Here is a 21,334-nt window from a genome sequence, read left to right on the forward strand (position 1 = left end):
CCGGCCAGGCCCGGCCGCAGAGGCAGGTCCGGACTCCGGGAAGGTCGTCCCCACGTGCCCTGTCCGCGGTAGCAACCGGTCGCTAGGCTGGCCCGCGGACGACGAACCGGGAGGAGCACGGACGTGGCCGAGAGCATCACCCAGCAGCAGCCGCTCATGGGCTGGGACAAGCCGGAGCTGGACCTCAGCAGGGCCGAGTGGCAGTCCAGCAGCCGAGGTCTGGGCGATGTCCAGATCGCCTTCGTCGAGGGCTTCATCGCGATGCGCAACAGCGGCCGGCCGGAGAGCCCGTCCCTGATCTTCACCCCCGCCGAATGGGGCGCCTTCGTCTCCGGCGCGCGCGAGGGCGAGTTCGACCTCACCTGAACCGGGGGTGTTGCGACCGGATTCCCGGACACGCGACCGACAGCGCCCTGCCGGGGACCAGACCTGAGCGAGGCTGGCCACAGTAAGGGGAAGGTCGTGTTCCGGAGGTGAGGAAGGATGAGCGCTGCGCCGGTCATCGCCGCGGTCGACGGGTCCGCGGACAGCCTGCGCGCCCTGGACTGGGCCCTGGACGCCGCCCGCCGCCGCGCGGCACCGTTGCGGGTGGTGCACGTACGGCAGTACGCCGCCTGGGGCCAGGCCGACGTCCTGGTCGCCGGGCCGCCCGACGCGGAGGGCGACCCGGTCCTCGACGAGGTCCGCACCCGGCTCGCGGACCGTGCCGGGGACCAGGCCGTGGAGTACGTCGCCCTGGAGGGCGTACCGGGGGCCGTCCTGCCCGAACTGGGCAGCGACGCCCAGCTGTTGGTGCTCGGCTCGCGGGGCCGCGGCGGTTTCGCCAGCCTGCTGCTCGGCTCCAACGGCCTCGCCGCCGCCCGGGACGCCGAGTGCCCGGTGGTGGTCGTGCCCCGGCCCGGCCGCGAGGTGCACGGGGAAGGGCCCGCCGAGCCCGGGCCCCGGGTGGTCGCCGGCCTGCACGCCGACAGCCCCGACGAGGGCGTCCTCTCCTTCGCCTGCGCCGAGGCCGCCCGGCGCGACGCCCGGCTGCAGGTGATCGCCGCCTACCCGTGGCCGCTGCAGACGTGGTCCGCCCCCGGCCAACTGGTGCCGCCCCTGGTCGACCAGGACGCCGTGGAGCACGAGACCCGCGTCCTCGCCGAGGGCTTCCTCGCCCCGCACCTGGAGCGCCACCCCGAGGTCCGTGCCTACGTCGAGGCGCTGCCCGGCGACGCGGCCGGCCACCTGGTCGCCGCCTCGAAGGACGCCGACCTGGTCGTGGTCGGCCGGCACCGGCGGAGGCTGCTCGCCCCGGCCCGCATGATGGGCTCGGTCACCCAGGCCGTGCTGCTCCACGCGGCCAGTCCGGTCGCGGTGGTGCCGCCGGCCCCGCCGGAGGAGTGAGGCCGGCGTCTCCTAGCAGAGCGCATGGCTGCCCGCAATCCGTCCGGCGCCGCCCGGGACACCGACGGCTGTGGTGCGCGGCGCCATGGTGGCCGGACACACCCGAACCTATGGTTCCGCCACCCCCGGTGCTCCAGGCGCCGTCCCCGCGCGGGAGCGGCCGGGATCCGTGTGTCCACCGAAGGAGCCGCCATGCCCCTGCCCACGTCCAGCACGGCACCCGGAGCGCCACCCCGCGCCCGCCTCCTGCTCCGCCTCCTCGCCGTCCTCGCCGTCGTCCTCGGCACCGCACTCGCCGCCCCCGCACCCGAGGCCCGCGCCGCCGTCACGCTCACCCGGGTGACCGGCTTCGGAACCAACCCGGGCGCCCTCACCATGTACGTCTACCGGCCCGCCACCCTGCCGGCCCACCCACCAGTCGTGGTCGCCCTGCACGGCTGCACCCAGAACGCCCAGGTCTACGCCGACAACTCCGGCCTCCCCCGGCTCGCCGACCAGGACGGCTTCCTGCTGGTGCTCGCCGAGACCGGCACCGCCAACAACCCGAGCAAGTGCTTCAACTGGTTCCAGTCCGGCGACAACCGGCGCGGCCAGGGCGAGGCCCTGTCCGTCCGGCAGATGGTGAGCCACGCCGTCACCGCCTACGGCGCCGACCCCCAACGCGTCCACGTCACCGGACTGTCCGCCGGCGGCGCCATGACCGCCGTCCTGCTCGCCACCTACCCCGACGTGTTCTCGGCGGGCGCCGTCGTCGCCGGCCTGCCCTACGACTGCACCCGGGACAACAGCCCCTACACCTGCATGAACCCCGGCGTCGACCTGAGCCCTGCCGACTGGGCCCAGCGGGTGCGCGACGCCTACCCGTCGTACACCGGACCCTGGCCGCGCACGGCCATCTGGTACGGCGACCAGGACACCACCGTCGTACCGCGCAACGCCACCGAACTGCGCGACCAGTGGACGGCCCTGCACGGCCTGACCCAGACACCCACCAGGACCACGGTCATAGGGCCCGACGCCACCCGGCAGGACCAGTACCTGGCCGCCGACGGCACGGTCGCCGTCGAGGTCGACCGGGTCCCGGGCATCGGGCACGGCACCCCGGTGGACCCCGGCACCGGCAGCGAACAGTGCGGGAGCACCGGCGCCCCCTACTTCCTCGACTCGATCTGCTCCAGCCGCTGGATCGCCCGGTTCTTCGGCCTGGACACCACCGACCCGAGCGACCCGGGCCCCGGCGACCCGGGGGACGACGGCACCGCCGTCTGCTGGACGGCGAGCAACTACGCCCAGGTACAGGCGGGACGGGCCACCACCAGCGGCGGCTCCACCTACGCCAAGGGATCCGGCCAGAACATGGGCCTGTACAACACGTACGTCACCCACACCCTGAAGGAGTCACCCACGGGCTACTTCACCCTCGCCGACAGCGGCTGCCCCTGACGGGGAGCCGGGCACCGAAACAGCAGCCGCCATGGTGGCCGACGCCCCCTAACGGGCCGTCATCATGGCGGCTCCACACATGTCGTGAACCCCCACACCAGCCCTAGCCTCCAGCGCGTCCCCAACCGCCGGAGGAACCGCATGCTTCCCCACCCCACCCCACCGCTCGTCCGCCGCCCACGGCCCGCCCGCCGTACCCGCCGTACCGCCCTGGGCGCGCTCTCCCTCGCCGCCGCCTGCTCCCTCCCGGTCACCCCCGCCACCGCGGCCCCGGCCGGCCCGGGGACACCGGTCGCCCACTGTGCGGAGCAGGCCCGGCTGCACGTGCCCGGCGCCGCCCGCCAGCAGGCCGACTGCCTGGACGAGCTGACCACCGCCGGGACCGTGGCCACCGGCCACACCGACCCCGCCGACTACGCGGGCCTCACCCCCAGGGACCTGCCGACCCCCACGGGCGTCCCGGGCATCCAGATCGACGGCTACTTCCCGGACCGCTCCACCACCAACACCAACCACGGCTGGCACCACGACTCCCAGTTCGTCATCCGCCTGCCCGACCACTGGAACGGCGGCCTGGTCGTCGCCGGCACCCCGGGCAACCGCGAGCAGTACGCGAACGACCGGGCGATCGCCGACTGGGTGCTCGCCCGCGGCTACGCCTACGCCGCCATCGACAAGGGCAACACCGGAACCGCCTTCTTCCGCGACGGCCGCCGGCCCGGCGACGCCATCGCCGAATGGAACACCCGCCTCACCCAACTCACCCACGCCGCCCGCACCGTCGTCACGCAGCGCTACCACCGGCCCCCGGCCCGCACCCTCGCCACCGGCCTGTCCAACGGCGGCTACCTGGTGCGCTGGCAGCTGGAGAACCACCCCGAGCTGTACGACGGCGGAGTCGACTGGGAGGGCACCCTCTGGCGCGCCGACGGCCCCAACCCGCTCACCTCCCTGCCGGCCGCACTGCGCCACTACCCCGCCCACGCCGCCGGCGGACCCGGCGCCGCCGAGGCCCGGGCGGCCATGCACCGGGCCGGCTTCCCGGCCGGCTCCGAGTTCCTGTGGCCGTACCACCACCAGGTCTACTGGGACCTCACCCAGCGCATCTACCGCGAGGAACTCGACCCCGGCTACGACGGCGCCACCGAGGCGGGCACCCCGTTCTGCGCCTCCGGCACCCCCGGCTGCGACGCCGACTACGACTACGCGGCCCGGCCCGCCGCCGTCCACCGGGCGGTCGGCCGCATCGCCCTCACCGGCCGCATCGGCAAGCCCCTGATCACCGTCCAGGGCACCCTCGACGTGCTGCTGCCGATCAGCGAGGACGCCGACTCCTACGCGCGCATGGTCCACGAAGCCGGGCGCGGCTCACTGCTGCGCTCCTACCGCATCGAGGACGGCACCCACACCGACGCCCTGGCCGACGCCTTCCCCGGCCGGCTCCGCCCGATGGTGCCCTGCCACCGCTCGGCCTTCGAGGCCCTGGAACGCTGGATCGCGGGGACCGGCGTCCCGCCGGCCGACCACACGGTCCCGCGCCCGCCCGACGCGGCACCGGCCACGCTGCTGACCAGCTGCCCCTTGAGCTGAGCGGACCCGCACATGATCGACGACCCCGTCACGGCACTTCCCGCGGAGCCCACGTACCATGGCCGCATGTCGTTCCTCCGCCGCCGCAGCGCGACCCCTGCCGGACCCGACTTCGACGTGCTGGCCATGGACCCGGGCGACTGGCCGGGCAACCTCGGCGCGGGCCTGCTGCCCGCCCCCGACGGCACCTGCCAGGGCGTCTTCCTGCGCTACGACCTGTTCGGCGGACGCGGCCCCGCCATGATCATCGGCAATCTGCCGGAGGGCTCCCCGGCCCGCGACGTCGCCGAGGGGGAGATCCCCTTCGAGGTGGGCCAGCTGCTGCTGGCGCTGGAGAACGACGAGGAGGTCACCGTCGTCGGCGTCGAGGACACCCCGGTGCTCCAGGGCGACAACCTCCTCATCGTGCGGCGGCTGAAGCTCTCCGAGAGCCGGATCTCCTGCGTCCAGTTCGACCGCAGCGACGGTGTCCTGGTGACCATCGCCGCCTGGGACCGCCCCATCACCGACGACCTGTACGCCCTGCTGAAGCCGCTCCCGGCGGAGCTTTTCCAGCAGGGCTGAGACACGGCAGGGCTGAGAGCAGGACCGGGAAGCCGCCGTTCGGGCTAGCGGGCGGCGGCTTCGAGCGTCACGTCCGCGGCCCGGACGAACCCGACCCGGTGGCCGTACTGGATCTCGTAGTACAGGTCCTTGCCCACGACGACCCGGTGCGAGTCGGGGGTGAAGGTGACCGCGTAGTAGTACTCGCCCGGCACCTCGTCACCGACCACGTACCTCTGCCCGGCCGGGATCGTGTACGGCAGCGGCACCACCGACTGCGCGGGCACGCCCGCCGGATAGGCCTCCTTCTCCGGATAGGCGCGCCCGTACACCGGAACGCTCGCCAGGCCTTCCCTCGGCGTCACCACGAGGCCGTGCGCGGGCACGGCCGCCGGGTCCTTGAGCGGGTTGCGGAACCAGGCCTTCTGCCCCAGGTACCAGATGGCCGTCCAGTCGCCCCAGCGGTCCGCCACCGCGTAACTCTGGCCGGTGGAGACCCGCGAGGACAGATCGTTCACCCCGTCCGTCGGGTCCGTCTTCAGACCGATGTCCTTGACCAGCGGGGCGGTCACGTCGTGGTCCGTGTACAGCCGCACCTCGCTGGAGCCGTGCGCCGCGCACGGCTCGCCCTTGGTGGTGCAGCCGGTGTAGACGGGCCGGTTGGAGGCGTAGTCCGGCAGGATCGTCACCACCCCGGAGCGGGGGCCGGCCGTGCGCCGGAACGGGTGGCCCAGCAGCTGGAAGTAGTGCCGCCAGTCCCAGTACGGGCCGGGGTCCGTGTGCATCCCCGGGATGGTGGACGCGGTCGGCCCGGGCACGTTGTCGTGGCCCAGGATGTGCTGCCGGTCCAGCGGGATGTCGTACGTCCGGGCCAGGTACCGCACCAGCCGTGCCGAGGACCGGTACATCGCCTCCGTGTACCAGGCGTCCGGCGCGGCGAGGAAGCCCTCGTGCTCGATGCCGATCGACTTGGCGTTGACGAACCAGTTGCCCGCGTGCCAGGCGACGTCCTTCGCCTTGACATGCTGGGCGATCAAGCCGTCGGTCGAGCGAATCGTGTAGTTCCACGACACATAGGTGGGATCCTGGATCAGCTTCATGACCCCGTCCCAGGCACCTTCAGTGTCATGGATGACGATGTACCTGATGCTCTGCGAGGCCGGGCGGTCGCCCAGGTCGTGGTTGCCGTAGTCGTTGTCGCCGAACTCCTCGTACGGCGCCGGGACCGACGCGCAGGACACCGACTTCGGGCACTCGGTGCCGTCCGCCGGCAGCGTGCGCAGCCCGGCCCGCCGCAGCGGGGCGGTGTCGGCGGTCAGCTCCGGCCGCGGGGCCAGAGCCACCAGCTGGCCGTCGTCCGTGGTGCGCTCCTCGCCCGTGCGCAGCACGTCGTACACATCGTCGGCGTACGCGGCGGCGGTCGCCGTGTCGTCGGCGCCGGAGAACCGGGCCACCGCGCCGTACCAGTCGGCCGGGTCGGCGCTCAACGGCTCGCCCAGCTCCTTCTGCGCGTCGGCGAGCAGGGCGGCGCCGCCCGCCACGTTCGCCGCCGGGTCGGTGCGCAGCTCCTCGGCCGGGATGCCGGCCAGCTCCGCGGCCCTCGGCAGCGTCTCCAGGCGGGCCGGTAGCGCCGACTCGGCCGACGCCCCGGCGGTGGGGTGCAGCGCGGCCCGGGCGGAGTCGCCCCGGGCGTCCTCCGTCCCCTCGGCGAAGTGTTCCGTGGTGGCGATCGCGGTGCGGGCGTCGGTGAGGTGCATCGGCCCGTAGCCGCCGGTCACACTCGGCGCGCCGCCGTGCGAGTCCCAGCGGGACTGGAGATAGGAGACGGCCAGCAGAACGCTCTGCGGTACGTGGTACTCGGCCGCCGCGGTGGCGAACGCGTGCTGCAGCCGGTGCGTGGAGGAGTCCGTGGCGGTGTGGGCCGGGGTCGCGCCGAGCAGGGGCAGCAGCAGGGCCGCGGAGGCGAACGGGACGGCGGTGAGCCGCAGACGTCTGTGGCCGGGTGTGGATGTGGGGTCGGTGGCGGATCCTCGCAATGCGGCCTCCTGTGACGGGCGGAGCGTGGCGGGGCGTGCGGCGCCGAGCTGGGTCAGTGGTACCGGCTTGCCGACGATCCGTCAATGATGCCCACAGAAAGGCGATTTCCCACGTCACGGAGGGTTTCCGGCGAGTTTCGCGGCGGCGGTGCGCGGGCCTGCGGGGCGTCACTGGCATACACCAGTGGCCACCCGCTCCGCCGCGGATACGAAGGCCCGCGGTGCGCCGCCGCTCAGGGCGCACCGCGGAGCCGTCGCCCCCGTCAGCGAGTGCCGACCGCCGCGCGGACGGCCCGGCGGGCCATCTGGCAGTCGTCGTGCAGCCGCCTGAGCAGCAGCCGCTGTTCCTCGCCGGACGGCGCGGCACCCGGGTGGGCCGCGCCCGGTGCCGCCGGGGCCGTGTCGTGCATCGAACGCTGCACGGCCGTCTCGTACGTACGGATCTCCCGGGTCAGCAGGAGCATCAGGTTCACCAGGAAGGCGTCCCGGGAGGCCGGGCCCGCCGACTGGGCGATCTGGCTGATCTGACGCCGGGCCACCGGCGCGTCCCCGAGGACCAGCCACAGCGTCGCCAGGTCGTACCCCGGCAGATACCAGCCCGCGTGCTCCCAGTCCACCAGCACTGGACCGGCCGGTGACAGAAGGATGTTCGAGAGCAGGGCGTCGCCGTGGCAGAACTGGAGCATGCCGTGCCGGCCCACCTCGTGGGCGATGCCGTGCAGCAGCTTCTGCAGGTCGCCGAGGTCCCGGTCGGTGAGCAGGCCCAGCTCGTGGAACCGGGAGATCCGGGCCGCATAGTCCAGCGGCATGTCGAAGGTGCCCGCCGGGGGCCGCCAGGCGTTCACCCGGCAGATCGCGCCGAGCGCGGCCCGGATGTCCGCCCGGGGCGGCGCCTCCGTGGGGTGCCGCTGGAACGCCGCCGTCCGGCCCGGCATGCGCTCGATCACCAGCGTGCAGTTGTCCGGGTCCGCCGCGATCAGCCTCGGCACCCGGACCGGCGGCCGGTGCCGGACGAACGAGCGGTATGCGGCTATTTCCTGGCGGCTCCGCTCCACCCATGCCGGCGAGTGGTCCAGGAGACACTTGGCCACGGCCGTGCTGCGCCCCGTCGTCCCGACGAGAAGGACGGACCGTCCGCTGCGCCGCAGGACCTGCACCGGGGCGAACTCCGGGCAGATCCGGTGCACCGCGGCGAGCGCGGTGCGCAGCTGCGCGCCCTGGGGGCCGGACAGGTCGAGCCTCCCGCTGAGCGGCTGGGTCCCGGGCTGGCCCGGAATCCGCCGGGGGCGGCCCGCGACCGGTACGGGACCGCTGGGGCGCGCCACCGGATCGAGGTACGGCCCGCCGCCCGCCGGGCGGGGGCGCAGCGGCCGGGGCGGGGCGGACACGGAGGACGATGCTGCGTACATGGGAAAACAGATCCCTTCGTGTGCCTGCGGTGCCTGCCTGTGCGTCTCACGCGCAACCCGTCCCGGCCGCCCGGGCACACCCTGGGGAATGTGCCCGGCAGCTGCCGTCCTTGCCGTCACGCGCCCTCGGGTGGAAGGCGGCGACCGGGTCGGGGTGGCGCTTTCCTACCTGACACCCGATGCCCAGTGGCACACCATCTGGCGGACCCTGGCGAACCGTGGCGAATAGTCGCCCGGCAACCTCCACCGGGCTACTGTCAACTCAGCCGAGAACCTGGGGGCTTGACGTGAGCGGACAACCCAACACCCGACTGGCGGACCTGTTCGGCCTGGCCGGCTGGTCGAAGGGCGAACTCGCGAGACTGGTCAACCGGCAGGCGGCGGCCATGGGCCACCCCCAGCTGGCGACCGACACCTCCCGGGTGCGGCGGTGGATCGACATGGGAGAGATCCCGCGCGATCCGGTGCCGCGGGTGCTGGCGGCTCTGTTCACCGAGCGTCTCGGCCGTGTCGTGACCATCGAGGACCTCGGTCTGGTGCGGCACGGGCGTACGGGGAAGCGGCAGACCGACGGGATCGAGGAACATCCCGAAGGAGTGCCGTGGGCGCCCGAACGGACCGCCGCGGTCCTCACCGAATTCACGGGAATGGACCTCATGCTCAACCGACGCGGCTTGGTGGGCGCGGGCGCCGCGCTCGCCGCGGGATCCACACTCAGCAGCGCCATGTACGACTGGCTGCACACCGACCCGGCCCTGAAGGCCGACGCCCCTGTCCTCGACGACCCCCTGCACGCCGACCCCGCCGGGTTCGACCGGTACGAGGCCGCCCCCATCGGGTCCCAGGAGATCGAGGAACTGGAGCGCTCGGTCGAGGTGTTCCGCGCCTGGGACGCGGCCCGTGGCGGCGGGCTGCAGCGCAAGGCGGTCGTGGGACAGCTCAACGAGGTGGGCGGCATGCTCGCCTACCACCATCCACCCCATCTCCAGCGGCGCCTGTGGGGCGTCGCCGCCAACCTCGCCGTCCTCGCGGGCTGGATGTCGCACGACGTCGGCCTGGAGCCCACGGCGCAGAAGTACTTCGTCATCGCCGCCCACGCCGCGAGAGAGGGCGGGGACCGCCCGCGCGCGGGTGAGGCACTGTCCCGGGCGGCCCGGCAGATGGTGCACCTGGGCCGGCCGGACGACGCCCTGGACCTGATGAAGCTCGCCCAGTCGGGTGCCGGCGACCGCCTGCAGCCGCGGACGAAGGCGATGTTCCACACCATCGAGGCCTGGGCGCAGGCGTCGATGGGCAAGGGCCAGGCGATGCGCCGCACGCTCGGGCATGCGGAGGACCTCTTCGTCTCCGACCGGCAGGACGTGGAACCGCCGGACTGGATGCAGACGTTCAAGGACGAGGACCTGTACGGCATGCAGGCGCTCGCCTACCGCACCCTGGCGGAGTTCGACCCGGGCGCGGCCGCGCACGCCCAGTACTACGCGGAGAAGGCCCTCGCGCTGCGCGTCGACGGCCGGGAGCGCTCGAAGATCTTCGACCATCTGTCCATGGCGTCGGCCTGCTTCATCGCCGACGACCCCGAACAGGCCGACCGCTACGCACGGCTGGCCCTGATGTCGATGGGCTCGAACTCCTCCCGCCGTACCTGGGACCGGCTGCGGCAGATGTACCGGCTGACCGCGGAGTACGCCGGCTACCCCAAGATCCACCAGTTGAGGGAGGAGATCAGGCTCGCCCTGCCCAAGCCGAGGGCCAAGGGAGACGGCAACAGCGCACAGGCATAGGGGGCCTGTGCGCTGTCCGGTCCGACGGGCCGGTTGCCGTTACGCGGTGACCTTCTTTACACGGTGACCTTGGCGACGAGCACGCACGCGTCGTCCTCGCGCCCGGCTCCGCCGAACTCCTCGACGATCGTCCGCACACAGTCCTGCGCGGTGCGCGCCGCGCCGAACCGTGGGGCGAGGCCGAGCAGCCGGTCCACAGCCGCTGTCCTGCTGTGGCCCGACATCAGCCCGTCGGTGTGCAGGAGGAGCAGGTCGCCCGGGTGCAGGGTGACGGTGGCCTCCCCGTAGACGGCGCCCGAGGAAGCGCCGAGGAGGACGCCGTCCGGTGCGTTCAGCGGGCGCCCCGTCCCGTCGCGGTACAGCAGCGGGGCGGGGTGTCCGGCCTGTGCCCAGACCAGCGTGCGGGTCTCCGGCTGGTAGCGGCAGCAGACGGCGCTGCCGAGGGCGGGCTGCACGGTGGTGTCGAGTAACTGGTTGACCATGGTGAGCAGTTGACCCGGCTCCGTGCCGGCCAGTGCCATGCCGCGTACGGCGCCGAGCAGCATCGCCATGCCGGAGGCGACGGCCACGCCCTGTCCGGTGAGGTCGCCGACGGTGAGCAGGGTCTGGCCGTCCGACAGTTCCAGCGCGTCGTACCAGTCCCCGCCGATCAGCGTGGGGGTGGCGGCCGGGAGGCGGTGGGCGGCCAAGTCCAGGGCGGCCGGTCCCTGGTGCGGGAGCCGCAGGGAGCCGCGCCATGGCGGTAGCACGGCTTCCTGCAGCTCTGCCGCGATCCGGTGCTCGGTCTGCTCCTGCCGGCGGTGGCGGTGCAGCGAGTCACGGGTCTCGCGCACCGTCAGCTGGCTGCGGCGCAGTTCGCTGACGTCGCGCAGCACGGCCCACATGGAGGTCGTGCCGCCGTCGGCGCCGAGCACGGGTTCGCCCATCATGTGCACGGTCCGCACGGAGGCGTCGGGCCGTACGACACGGAACTCGCCGTCGATCGGCTTGGCGTCGACCAGGCAGTCCGTGACCATCGCGGTCAGCTTCGGCCGGTCCTCCTCCAGGACCAGGCTGGGCAGCTCGTCCAGGGTGAGGGCGGGGCGGGCCGGGTCGAGGCCGAGGATCTGGTACAGCTCCCCGGACCAGGTGGCCTCGTCGGTCAGCAGGTTCCACTCGGCGCTGCCGACGCGGCTGAGCAGCGAGCCGCTCGGGGCGCCGGCCGGGGCGGTCTGGCCGGCGGGCGGCCCGTCGGGCTCGTCCGGTGCGGGGGAGGGGCCGTCCCGCAGCTGCGCCAAGTGGGCGTCCAGATCGTCCAGTTGGTGCAGGGCGAGGTCGTACAGGGCGCGCTGCCAGCGCTCCTCGGGGTCCGCACCGTCGCTCCGGGTGTCCCGCCGTACGGCGTCCACGTCGCCCTTGAGCCGCCGCGCCTGCGTTATCAGCGCCTCGACCGAGCCGCGCCCGGGCGGCTGGGCGGCTGAGCGGTCCGCGGAGACTGGGGACGGCATGACGCACTCCGATGGGGGACGAAACGGCGGGGACTACGGGGGACCGCTACGACTGTTGCACAGCCCGCGACTCCCTGTAAGGGATTTGGCAACACACGATACGGTGGTGCTTCTGGCATATGCCAGAGTCTTCCCGGGGGGTTCCGGAGGGACGAATGACGTACGCGCGGCGGCGGTCAAGTCGTAGCGGCCTTACGCGAGTTGAGTCAGTCGAGCGGCTCCGGTGCCGGTGTTCAAGCGCGTGTTCGTCGCTCCTGTGTTCCATGGTGCCGCCAAGCGGCCGGTACCCGCCGAAGTCTGACCGGAATTGGCGGCATGTGGCGGGCCTTCGCGGACTCCTAAAGGGCATGGACATCACCGTCGAACAGCTCGCCGAAGCCCGGCTCATCACTGCCCAGGACCGGGAGGTCCCGGTGCCGGCCACCCTTCGCTACACCGCCGACGACCCCCTCGCCGTGTTCGTGGATTTCCCCGCCGAGGCCGCGCTGCACGGTGAGGAGGTCACCTGGATCTTCGCGCGCACCCTGCTCGACCAGGGGCTGCGGGCCCCCGCCGGCCACGGGGACGTGCAGATATGGCCGTACGGCCGGACCCGCACGGTCCTGGAGTTCCACTCGCCGCACGGCATGGCCCTGCTGCTCTTCCAGGCCTCGGCGCTGCGGCGCTTCCTGGTGAACACGTACGAGGTGGTGGCGTGCGGGCAGGAGGACGTGGCCGGGGTGGTGGAGCGGGGGCTGAGCGCGCTGTTCGGCGGTGTGTGAGCAGCACATGTGTGCCCGGCACGCCTTCTGACATTTGTTCATCCCCGCCGGCCACGGCGACGGCGAGACCCTCGCCCGGTGCGGCGGCGACCTGCCCACTCCTGGTCCTCGCAGCCGGACCGCTCCGAATCCCGTTCCACCGCGCGCTCGCCGACCACTCGCACCGTCTGCGACGCCTGCTTCCGCTCCGCCCCCGGCGCGACCGGCCCCCACCGCACCTACGGCGGCGAGCGTCAGCGGCCGGCGGCGTACAGGTCCGGGCGCGGGGCGAGGTCGACGGTCACCCGGCCGCCCGTCCGCAGCGCCCGGACCCCCGCCTCGGCGACGACGGACGCCGCGTAGCCGTCCCAGACGTCCGGGCCGGTGACCCCGCCGCGGCGGGCCGCGTCGACCCACGCCTGCACCTCACGGTCGTAGGCGTCGGCGAAGCGGACGAGATAGTCCTGGGCCACCTCCTCGCGGGCGGTGCCCCCGCTGGTGACCACCATGGTGTGCTCGTCGCCGATCCGGGCGCTGCCCGCCTCGCACACCGCCTCGCAGCGCACCTGGTAGCCGAAGCCGCAGTTCACGAAGACCTCCACGTCCACGAGGACGCCCCGCTCGGTCTCGAACAGCACGAACTGCGGGTCGAGCAGACCCTCGGGGGCGCCGGGGGACGGTGTGGGCCGCAGCACGGTGACCGCCGTCAGCTCCTGCCCGAGCAGCCAGCGGGCCGCGTCGATCTCGTGCGACACCGAGCTGTTGATCAGCATGGCGCTGGTGAAACCGGAGGGGGAGGAGACGTTGCGGTGCGTGCAGTGCAGCATCAGGGGCCGGCCCAGGCTGCCCCCGTCCAGCAGGGCCTTCAGTCGCCGGTACTCGGCGTCGTAGCGGCGCATGAAGCCGATCTGGGCCAGTCGGCGGCCGATCCGCGCCTCGGCCTCCACGACCCGCAGGGCGCCCGTGGAGTCCGGAACCATGGGTTTCTCGCACAGTACCGGCAGCCGGCGGGCGAAGGCGGCGAGCAGCGCCTCCTCGTGCGCGGGGCCCGGGGAGGCGATCAGAACCGCCGCCACGCCGGGCGCGTCGAGAGCGGCCACCGGGTCCGTGTGCACGGTGACCCCGGCCAGGCCGGCCGCGGCCTCCTTCGCCCGGTCGAGGTCGGGATCGGCCACCGCCGCGACCCTGGCTCCGCTGACCACTCGGTCGAGACGCCGTATGTGATCGGCCCCCATGTGTCCGGCACCCAGTACCGCCACACCCAGCAGGTCACCCACGCGCGCGCTCCCTTACGCCGACGATCACGCCGTAGCGTACGCCGACGCAAGGGACGCCTCCTCAGGGGCGCCACCGGCCCGTATCGGGGCAGTGCGGCGGTCCGGGTACGGGGGTCCGTACCGGGTCAGTACCGCAGTACTCCGGCGATCCCGGCGGCGTCGCCCAGCGCGCCGTCGGGCACGAAGCGGACCTCGGCGCCGGTCTCCAGGCACTGCTCGACGATCTCGTCCACGATGTCGTCGCGGGCGTCCAGATCACCGGGTTCGGCCGGCACCAGGTGCTCGCCGAGATCGCGGACCGTGGCCCGGAAGTTCTCCTCCACGGCCAGCAGCCGGACCCGGCCCTCGCGGGCGCTCTGCCACAGCTCGTCCAGCCCGGCCGCGTACGTCCGGTGACCGCGTGCCGAGGTCAGCTCCCGGATCACGGCCGTGGTGTCCTTGCGGGACTCCTCCGCCAGCACCGGCCGCAGCGCCCGCCAGACCGCGTCGGGACCGGCGTGCCCGACGCCGCCGCGCGGTACGTGGACGGCCGCCTTGACGACACTGCCGACCTCGTCCAGCAGGGACAGGGCCGCCTGGTCGCCCATGACGTACAGCGGCCGGGGCTGCTCGCGCAGGACCGTGGCCATGGCGGTGTCCGCCTCGCGCAGGAACTGGCGGGTGCCTTCGTCGCTGAAGGTGCTGGGCAGGCCGCCCGTGCGCATCTGGCGTTCGGGGTCGAAGTTCTCCTGCCGGCGCTCCAGCGGGAAGCCGCCCGAGCGGTCCTGCACCACACGCTCCTCGCCGCCGCTCCACAGGGTGACGCGGTCGGCGGAGACCGACAGCACCCAGAAGGGCCGCTCGGCGGCCTGTGCGGCCACCAGGTTGCGGGTGAGGAAGGTGTCGGACAGCACCACCCGCTCGGGGACGGCGCGCGCCAGGGACCACACCTGGTGCTCGCCGGGGGCGGCGAAGATGACCAGGCCGTCCTCGGCGTGCGCCAGGTCCACTTCCGCCAGCGCCCGGTCGAGCTGCGCGACGACCTCGTTGCGCCGCTCACGGGTGACGGCGGGATCGGCCTCCAGACGTCGGCGGGCCTCGGTGACCACGTTGCGCAGCCGGACGGGATCCTGGCCGTTCTCGGGTTCCCGGCGGTGCGTCGGGGTCAGCACGGACACCGCGGGATACGGGCGCGGGCGCCGCAGTTCGGCGAGGGTCGCGGGACTCAGTGCGTGCTCCATGACACGACGATAGGGCCGATTCACCTGTACGGCATTCGGGGTAATCCGGACCCGGGCGACTCCGGCGTCCGCCGCGGAAGTCACCGTCGGACACCGGTGACGCGGGGCGGTGCGGCCGGTTACCGTACCCGTCAGTAACCGGACCGTGCCGCACCCCAGGAGGCCTCCATGCCGCAGCTCGACGTCGACGGAGCGAGACTGACGTACGACGACGAGGGCCCCCGCGACGCGGCGGACGTGCCCCTGGTGTTCGTGCACGGCTGGACCGCGAACCGGCACCGCTGGGACCACCAGACGGCGCACTTCTCCGCACGGCGCCGGGTGATCCGGCTGGACCTGCGCGGGCACGGGGAGAGCACCGGGGCCGGGGTGCCGACCGTCGCCCACCTGGCGGCGGACGTCGTCGCCCTCCTCGACCATCTCGGGGTGGAGCGGTGCGTGCTGGTCGGCCACTCGATGGGCGGGATGATCGCGCAGACCGTCGCCCTCGCGCACCCGGCCCGGGTGGAGCGGATGGTGCTGGTCAACTCCATCGGCCGGATGAGCTACAGCCGTGGCCGGGGCCTGCTGATGGCGGCCTCCACCCTGGTGCCGTTCAGGCTGTTCGTGGCCGCCAACATCCAGCGGGCCTTCGCCCCGGGCTATCCGCGCGAGGAGATCCGGGCGCACATCCGCGCCTCCGCCGCCACCCCGCGCGAGGTCGTCATGACGCTCTACGGCGCGATGCGGGCCTTCGACGTCCTGGACCGGGCCGGTGAGATCTTTGTGCCCACCCTGATGGTGCACGGCTACCACGACGTCCAGCTGCCGGTGCGGCAGATGCTCCGGCTGGCCAAGGCCTACCCCGACGCGGTCGTCCGCATCCTGGACGCGGGCCACGAGCTGCCGCTGGAGAAGCCGGCCGAACTGACCCGGGCGCTCGACTCGTTTCTGACCGCGAAGCCGTAACGCACCGGCAACTTGAGGAAGTTTTTGCCTGTGGCCGGTTCCTGTCGCCCCCTGTGCGGTAGCACGCCCATCCGCTGATTTTGCTGAGGCAAAACGCGGCCGAAATCGGGGGGCGGCCGGCCGGACCGTGTTACGGCCGCGTTGACGCACCCGGGTGCCTGACGGAGGCTCGTCATATAGGTGCTCGATACAACTGGTTTGCCGGCCGGCCCTCCGTCCCCGCGAAACCGCAGGTGGGGTAGGGGCCACCGGGCAGCCGGAGGCAGGAGGTAGCGCATGTGCGGCATCACCGGGTGGGTCTCCTTCGACCGTGACCTGACGGCCGAGGCCACCACATTGGATGCGATGACCGAGACGATGGCCTGCCGGGGCCCGGACGACCGCGGCACCTGGGCGGAGGGCCCCGCCGCCCTCGGCCACCGCCGGCTCGCCATCATCGACCTGCCCGGCGGCCGCCAGCCGATGACCGTGCGCACCCCCGAGGGCACCCTCGCCCTCGTCTACTCCGGCGAGGCCTACAACTTCACCGAGCTGCGCCGTGAACTGACCGACCGGGGCCACCGGTTCACCACCGACTCCGACACCGAGGTCGTCCTGCACGGCTATCTGGAGTGGGGCGACGCGGTCGCCGAACGCCTCAACGGCATGTACGCGTTCGCCGTGTGGGACGGCCGGCACGACAAGCTGGTGATGATCCGCGACCGCATGGGCATCAAGCCCTTCTACTGCTACCCGACCCCCGACGGCGTCCTGTTCGGTTCCGAACCCAAGGCGATCCTCGCCAACCCGCTGGCCCGGAGCCGCGTCACGCTGGACGGCCTGCGCGAACTGTTCGTCATGGTCAAGACGCCCGGCCACGCCATCTGGGACGGCATGCGCGAGGTGGAGCCCGGCACGGTCGTCACCGTCGACCGGTCCGGCCTGTCCACCCGCGTCTACTGGCGCCTTCAGACCCGCCCGCACACCGACGACCGCGACACCACCATCGCCACCGTCCGCTCGCTCCTCGACGACATCGTGCGCCGTCAGCTCGTCGCCGACGTGCCGCGCTGCACCCTGCTCTCCGGCGGACTCGACTCCTCCGCCATGACCGTGCTCGCCGCCCGCCAGCTCGCCGTGCACGGCGAGAAGGTGCGCAGCTTCGCCGTCGACTTCGCCGGCCAGGCCGAGAACTTCGTCGCCGACGAACTCCGCGGCACCCCCGACACCCCCTTCGTGCACGACGTCGCCCGGCTCGCCGGCACCGACCACCAGGACATCGTGCTCGACGCCGAGGCCCTCGCCGACCCCGCCGTGCGCGCCCAGGTGATCCGCGCCCGCGACCTGCCCTCGGGCCTCGGCGACATGGACAGCTCGCTGCTGCTGCTCTTCCGCGCCGTCCGGGAGAAGTCCACGGTGGCCCTGTCCGGCGAGTCCGCCGACGAGGTCTTCGGCGGCTACCTGCAGTTCTTCGACGAGGAGGCGCGCCGCGCCGACACCTTCCCGTGGCTGGCGATGATGGGCCGCCACTTCGGCGAGGACGCCGGTGTGGTGCGCGCCGACCTCGCCAAGTCCCTCGACCTGCAGGCCTACATAAACGACGGCTACCGCACCGCCGTCGCCGGCATCGACCGGCTGGACGGCGAGAGCGACTTCGAGTACCGGATGCGGCAGATCAGCCACCTGCACCTGACCCGCTTCGTGCGCGTGCTGCTCGACCGCAAGGACCGGATGAGCATGGCCGTCGGCCTGGAGGTCCGGGTGCCGTTCTGCGACCATCGGCTGGTCGAGTACGTCTACAACGCCCCGTGGGCGCTGAAGTCCTTCGACGGCCGGGAGAAGAGCCTGCTCCGGGAGGCGGCGGCGGACGTCCTGCCGCGCTCGGTGTACGAGCGCGTCAAGAGCCCGTACCCGTCCACGCAGGACCCCCGGTACGCCCGCGCCCTCCAGGAACAGACCAGGGAACTGCTCGCCCGGCCCGCCCACCCCGTCTTCGACCTGGTCGACCGGGACCGGGTCAAGGTGGCCGCCGAGCGCGAGGCGCCGGTCAGCACCCAGGCCGCCCGGCGCGATCTGGAGCGCACCCTGGACCTGGCGGGGTGGCTGGACCTCTACTCGCCCGAGCTGGTCCTCAGCTGAGCCCGATGGCACGGTCCGCGGCCGCCGCGGACCGCTGCCACCACGTCGTCACCGGCTCCCACACCAGGACCCGCCGGCCGGTGCCGAGCTGCGCGGCGGTGAAGGAGCGGCCCCAGTGCGCGGCCGACGCCGCCACCGTGACCGCGTCCACCCGGCGGGCCTCGGGATCGCGCGGGTCCTTGATGGTCCGGACGTCGGCGTAGGCCGTGCCGCGCACCGCGAGCCGGTACGTCCCCGTGCCGCCCTCCGGCACGGGCAGCGCGGCCCCGTCCAGGTCCCCGAAGGTCACCGTGGGCACACGGTCCACGACGCACGCGCGCGTGCCGTGGTTGGTGACGCTGACCCGCAGCACGGTCGGGTGGCCGGGCACGGCCTTCGCCCGGACCGTCAGCGCCTTGTCGGCGCAGCGGGCGGTCCGGTCGGGTCCGGCGGCGGCCTGGCTCTGCGGCGCGGTGAGCAGCAGGCCTGCCACGGCGGCGGAGGCGGCGGGTGCGGCGATGGCGGCGCGGATGCGCATGACGGTGTCCCCCTGTCGCGGTCACGTACGGGATACGGCGGCCTGGGCGCGCCTTACCCGGTCTGACGACCGGGGTTGCCGGAAGGTTGCCCCGGTTCGCGGCTGTTACCCGGTTGCACCCCTCCTGTCACCGTCCGGCGGGACAGTCGGCCGCCGGCCGGCGACAGGAGGGGCCGTCAACCGGTGCTGTCCGAGGTGATGTGCGCGCGCGGCGCGTCCGCCGGGCAGGAACTGCCGCTCGGGGGCAGCGAGCCGTACAGCAGGAAGTCGTTGATCTTGCGGTGTGCGCACTTGGAGGAGGAGTACCCGGTGTGGCCCTCGCCCTTGTTGTCGAGCACCACCGCCGACGGGCCGAGCCGGCGGGCCGTCTCCACGGTCCACCGGTACGGCGTCGCCGGGTCGCCGCGCGTGCCGATGAGCAGCATCTTCGCCGAGTGCACGTTCTTCACCCGGTCGCGGATGAAGTCGGTGCCCCGGGGCCGGCCGTAGCACATCAGCAGCTGGGTCAGCCGGTAGCGGCCGAACACCGGCGAGGCCTGGTCGTACGCGGCCCGCAGGTTCTCCAGGTCCTTGGTGAGCCGGGCCGCGGTGGGCCGGTCGGGGTCGTCCGCGCAGTTGATCGCCATCAGCGCGGCCGGCAGGTTGTCCGCCGGGACCTCGGAGGCGTCGACCAGCCCGCCGTCCGTCCGGTGCCGGACCGGGGGCAGGCCGATGCCGCCCGTGGAGAAGGCCAGGACGCGCCGGGTGTCGCCGTCCTCGATCAGCGAGGCCAGCGCGCGCTCCAGCGAGGGCCACAGCTCCCTGCTGTACAGGGCCTGCCCGATGGCGCCCACCAGGTCCTGGCCGGAGAACGAGCCGCCGAAGTCGGTGGGCACCGGGTTCTCGTCGAGCGAGCGCACCAGCCGCAGCACCTGGGCGCCGGCCGTCCGCCCGTCCTGCCCGAACGGACAGCCGACATCCGTCGTACACCAGTCCAGGAAGTCGTCCAGAGCCGTCTGCTGCCCCTCGGCGCCCGCGATGCCCTGCTCGGCCAGCGGCTCGGTCAGCGTGTCCACGCCGTCCAGGGCGAGCCGGCCCACCTTACCCGGGAACTGCGCCGCGTACACCGCGCCGAGCCGGGTGCCGTAGGAGAAGCCGAGGTAGTTGAGCTGCTTGTCGCCGAGCGCCTGGCGGATGACGTCCAGGTCGCGGGAGGCGTTCACGGTGCCGATGTGCGGCAGTACCGGGCCGGAGTTCCGGGCGCACTGGTCGGCGGCCGACTGCAGCCGCTTCAGCAGCGCCTGCGGGCGGCCGAGGTCGACGTCCTCCTCCGTCACGGCCGAGGCCACGTCGCTGCCCTCCCCGCAGCTGACGGGGGAGGACCGGCCGACGCCGCGCGGGTCGAAGGTGACCACGTCGTAGCCGTTCGTCAGGTCCATGAACTGCTTGCCCTCGGCGGCCAGCTCGGGGATGCCGGCCCCGCCCGGGCCGCCGAAGTTCAGCACCACCGAGCCGCGCGACTTCCCCGTGGCGCGGTAGCGGGCCAGCGCGATGTCGAGGGTGCCCGCCCGCGGCCGGGCGTAGTCGAGCGGGACGGTGACCTTGGCGCACTGCAGGTCCTTCGGCATGTCCGGGCCCTCGCAGGCACCCCAGGCCGGCTTCTGCCGGTAGAAGCGGGACAGGTCGGGCTGCGGCGGGTCGGCGGCAGCCGCGGGCAGCCCGGCTCCGAGCAGCGCCAGGGCGAGAGCCGAGGCACCCGCGCAGCGCCGCACGGCGGGCCGTGTGGACAGCTTGGCCAGCATGGATCGCCTCCCGGGCGCCCACCGGCGCCCTCGGATCACCATAAGCGGGCCCCGGACGGGCCGCCTCCGGACGAGCGGGCCGCCGGCTCCCGCCGTACACTGCGCGCCCTCCATGCCCCATTGGTGATCATTCTGTGGCTTTACATCCCGTTCGATAACAGTGCCGCTCGATGGGGTGAAAGACCGATAAGCCATCACTCCGATGGTTCGCCTGCGTTTTAGTGAGGTGCGGGTGACCACCCGCGACGACGTCTGGAAGGCAGGGAACCTATGAGACGGGCTACCCGAAACGGTGTGATCGCCGTCGCCGCCGCGTCCGGCGCGATGGCCGTGGCGCTGCCGGTGTCCGCCGCCTTCGCGGCCGGCGGAGCCGACGCCGACGGTACGGCGGCCGGCTCGCCCGGGCTGGTCTCCGGCAACGGCATCCAGCTCCCGGTGCACGTACCGGTCAACGTCTGCGGCAACACGGTGAACGTCGTGGGTCTGCTCAACCCGGCCGCGGGCAACGCGTGCGCGAACCGGAGCGCCGGGAAGAGCGGCACGGGGCAGGGCGGCGCGTCGACCGCGTCCGGCGGGGCCTCCGCTCACGGCCGTACCACCGACTCGCCCGGGGTGATCTCCGGCAACGGCATCCAGCTCCCGGTCGACGTGCCGGTGAACGTCACCGGCAACAGCGTCGACGTGGTCGGCGTGGGCAACCCCGCCACCGGCAACCACTCGGCCAACGAGCCCGGCGACACCCCCCGCACCCCGAAGCCCCCCACCGCGACGCCCCCGGCCCCGAAGCCCCCGGCCCCCGCCCGCTCCCACCCCGCCCCGCACACCCCGCGCCCGGCGGCGTCCTCGCTGGCCCACACCGGAGCGGACCTGGCCGCCCCGGCCGTCGCCGGCAGCGCCGCGCTCCTCGTGGCGGGCGCGATCCTGTACCGCCGCTTCCGCCCGGACCGCCCCTGCTGACCCGCCCGCGCACGGCCCCACCGGACGCCGGGCCGGTGGGGCCGTGACACCGGCGAGCGACAGCGACTCGCACCCGAACTCCCTTGTTCCGCCCCGTC

Annotated in this window: 17 protein-coding genes; 10 read left to right on the top strand and 7 right to left on the bottom strand. The window is 73.3% G+C overall.

Features of this window, described 5'->3' with window-relative positions:
• The first annotated feature begins 123 nt into the window (after positions 1–123).
• From ACZ4U1_RS16105 to ACZ4U1_RS16125, 5 genes are all read left to right on the top strand, one after another.
• Positions 124–366, top strand: coding sequence for a DUF397 domain-containing protein (locus ACZ4U1_RS16105; protein WP_467903663.1), 243 nt, complete (start codon positions 124–126; stop codon positions 364–366).
• Between the two features lie 117 nt (positions 367–483).
• Entirely contained in the window at positions 484–1,386 is a 903-nt protein-coding gene (locus tag ACZ4U1_RS16110) for a universal stress protein (RefSeq protein ID WP_467903665.1), read from the top strand.
• A 192-nt stretch (positions 1,387–1,578) separates the two neighbouring features.
• Positions 1,579–2,829 (top strand): extracellular catalytic domain type 1 short-chain-length polyhydroxyalkanoate depolymerase, encoded by a 1,251-nt coding sequence (locus ACZ4U1_RS16115; protein ID WP_467903667.1) that lies wholly within the window; start codon positions 1,579–1,581, stop codon positions 2,827–2,829.
• A 141-nt stretch (positions 2,830–2,970) separates the two neighbouring features.
• A complete protein-coding gene (locus tag ACZ4U1_RS16120; RefSeq protein ID WP_467903669.1) occupies positions 2,971–4,419 on the top strand; it encodes a 3-hydroxybutyrate oligomer hydrolase family protein in 1,449 nt (482 codons plus the stop codon).
• Between the two features lie 66 nt (positions 4,420–4,485).
• Positions 4,486–4,983: a glycosyltransferase family protein gene (locus ACZ4U1_RS16125; protein ID WP_014670824.1), complete on the top strand. Its 498-nt coding sequence runs from the start codon at positions 4,486–4,488 to the stop codon at positions 4,981–4,983.
• 44 nt (positions 4,984–5,027) lie between these two features.
• On the opposite strand, the gene ACZ4U1_RS16130 is transcribed toward ACZ4U1_RS16125, so the two are convergent.
• Together ACZ4U1_RS16130 and ACZ4U1_RS16135 are read right to left on the bottom strand one after the other, a co-directional pair.
• On the bottom strand, positions 5,028–6,998 hold the full coding sequence (locus ACZ4U1_RS16130; RefSeq protein WP_467903671.1) for an N-acetylmuramoyl-L-alanine amidase: 1,971 nt from the start codon (positions 6,996–6,998) through the stop codon (positions 5,028–5,030).
• A 263-nt stretch (positions 6,999–7,261) separates the two neighbouring features.
• Entirely contained in the window at positions 7,262–8,407 is a 1,146-nt protein-coding gene (locus tag ACZ4U1_RS16135; protein WP_467903673.1) for an aminoglycoside phosphotransferase family protein, read from the bottom strand.
• A 287-nt stretch (positions 8,408–8,694) separates the two neighbouring features.
• Here ACZ4U1_RS16135 and ACZ4U1_RS16140 point away from each other — a divergent pair, with 287 nt between their 5' ends.
• The gene (locus tag ACZ4U1_RS16140) at positions 8,695–10,191 is read left to right on the top strand and encodes a DNA-binding protein NsdB (protein ID WP_467903675.1); all 1,497 of its coding nucleotides are present in this window, start codon (positions 8,695–8,697) and stop codon (positions 10,189–10,191) included.
• A gap of 56 nt (positions 10,192–10,247) precedes the next feature.
• Here ACZ4U1_RS16140 and ACZ4U1_RS16145 read toward each other — a convergent pair whose 3' ends face one another.
• Complete coding sequence (locus tag ACZ4U1_RS16145; RefSeq protein ID WP_467903677.1) at positions 10,248–11,678, bottom strand: PP2C family protein-serine/threonine phosphatase; 1,431 nt, start codon at positions 11,676–11,678, stop codon at positions 10,248–10,250.
• Between the two features lie 347 nt (positions 11,679–12,025).
• Between ACZ4U1_RS16145 and ACZ4U1_RS16150 the strand changes: the two genes are divergently transcribed.
• On the top strand, positions 12,026–12,439 hold the full coding sequence (locus ACZ4U1_RS16150) for an SsgA family sporulation/cell division regulator (protein WP_467903679.1): 414 nt from the start codon (positions 12,026–12,028) through the stop codon (positions 12,437–12,439).
• Between the two features lie 233 nt (positions 12,440–12,672).
• Here the strand turns inward: ACZ4U1_RS16150 and ACZ4U1_RS16155 are convergent, their stop codons facing one another.
• Positions 12,673–13,695 carry a Gfo/Idh/MocA family protein gene (locus ACZ4U1_RS16155; protein WP_467903681.1) on the bottom strand — a complete coding sequence of 341 codons (1,023 nt, stop codon included), beginning with the start codon at positions 13,693–13,695 and terminating at the stop codon, positions 12,673–12,675.
• Positions 13,696–13,820: 125 nt separating this feature from the next.
• Entirely contained in the window at positions 13,821–14,915 is a 1,095-nt protein-coding gene (locus ACZ4U1_RS16160; protein WP_467903683.1) for a baeRF3 domain-containing protein, read from the bottom strand.
• Between the two features lie 168 nt (positions 14,916–15,083).
• On the opposite strand from ACZ4U1_RS16160, the gene ACZ4U1_RS16165 reads away from it, so the two are divergent.
• Positions 15,084–15,863, top strand: coding sequence for an alpha/beta fold hydrolase (locus ACZ4U1_RS16165; RefSeq protein WP_467903684.1), 780 nt, complete (start codon positions 15,084–15,086; stop codon positions 15,861–15,863).
• Between the two features lie 276 nt (positions 15,864–16,139).
• Positions 16,140–17,981 carry an asparagine synthase (glutamine-hydrolyzing) gene (gene asnB / locus ACZ4U1_RS16170; protein WP_467903685.1) on the top strand — a complete coding sequence of 614 codons (1,842 nt, stop codon included), beginning with the start codon at positions 16,140–16,142 and terminating at the stop codon, positions 17,979–17,981.
• On the opposite strand, the gene ACZ4U1_RS16175 is transcribed toward asnB, so the two are convergent.
• Entirely contained in the window at positions 17,974–18,498 is a 525-nt protein-coding gene (locus ACZ4U1_RS16175) for a DUF4232 domain-containing protein (RefSeq protein WP_467903687.1), read from the bottom strand. The two genes, asnB and ACZ4U1_RS16175, sit on opposite strands and share 8 nt — an antisense overlap.
• Before the next feature lie 176 nt (positions 18,499–18,674).
• Entirely contained in the window at positions 18,675–20,279 is a 1,605-nt protein-coding gene (locus ACZ4U1_RS16180) for an alpha/beta hydrolase (protein WP_467903689.1), read from the bottom strand.
• 270 nt (positions 20,280–20,549) lie between these two features.
• Between ACZ4U1_RS16180 and ACZ4U1_RS16185 the strand changes: the two genes are divergently transcribed.
• Entirely contained in the window at positions 20,550–21,236 is a 687-nt protein-coding gene (locus tag ACZ4U1_RS16185; protein ID WP_467903690.1) for a chaplin, read from the top strand.
• Positions 21,237–21,334 lie beyond the last annotated feature (98 nt).

Source organism: Streptomyces sp. NPDC028928 (assembly GCF_055564915.1).

Coding starts and splice junctions, on each gene's coding strand:
- ACZ4U1_RS16180 (WP_467903689.1), bottom strand. CDS start 20,279: ATGCTGGCCAAGCTGTCCACACGGCCCGCCGTGCGGCGCTGCGCGGGT.
- ACZ4U1_RS16110 (WP_467903665.1), top strand. CDS start 484: ATGAGCGCTGCGCCGGTCATCGCCGCGGTCGACGGGTCCGCGGACAGC.
- asnB (WP_467903685.1), top strand. CDS start 16,140: ATGTGCGGCATCACCGGGTGGGTCTCCTTCGACCGTGACCTGACGGCC.
- ACZ4U1_RS16160 (WP_467903683.1), bottom strand. CDS start 14,915: ATGGAGCACGCACTGAGTCCCGCGACCCTCGCCGAACTGCGGCGCCCG.
- ACZ4U1_RS16145 (WP_467903677.1), bottom strand. CDS start 11,678: ATGCCGTCCCCAGTCTCCGCGGACCGCTCAGCCGCCCAGCCGCCCGGG.
- ACZ4U1_RS16115 (WP_467903667.1), top strand. CDS start 1,579: ATGCCCCTGCCCACGTCCAGCACGGCACCCGGAGCGCCACCCCGCGCC.
- ACZ4U1_RS16165 (WP_467903684.1), top strand. CDS start 15,084: ATGCCGCAGCTCGACGTCGACGGAGCGAGACTGACGTACGACGACGAG.
- ACZ4U1_RS16175 (WP_467903687.1), bottom strand. CDS start 18,498: ATGCGCATCCGCGCCGCCATCGCCGCACCCGCCGCCTCCGCCGCCGTG.
- ACZ4U1_RS16125 (WP_014670824.1), top strand. CDS start 4,486: ATGTCGTTCCTCCGCCGCCGCAGCGCGACCCCTGCCGGACCCGACTTC.
- ACZ4U1_RS16185 (WP_467903690.1), top strand. CDS start 20,550: ATGAGACGGGCTACCCGAAACGGTGTGATCGCCGTCGCCGCCGCGTCC.
- ACZ4U1_RS16120 (WP_467903669.1), top strand. CDS start 2,971: ATGCTTCCCCACCCCACCCCACCGCTCGTCCGCCGCCCACGGCCCGCC.
- ACZ4U1_RS16150 (WP_467903679.1), top strand. CDS start 12,026: ATGGACATCACCGTCGAACAGCTCGCCGAAGCCCGGCTCATCACTGCC.
- ACZ4U1_RS16135 (WP_467903673.1), bottom strand. CDS start 8,407: ATGTACGCAGCATCGTCCTCCGTGTCCGCCCCGCCCCGGCCGCTGCGC.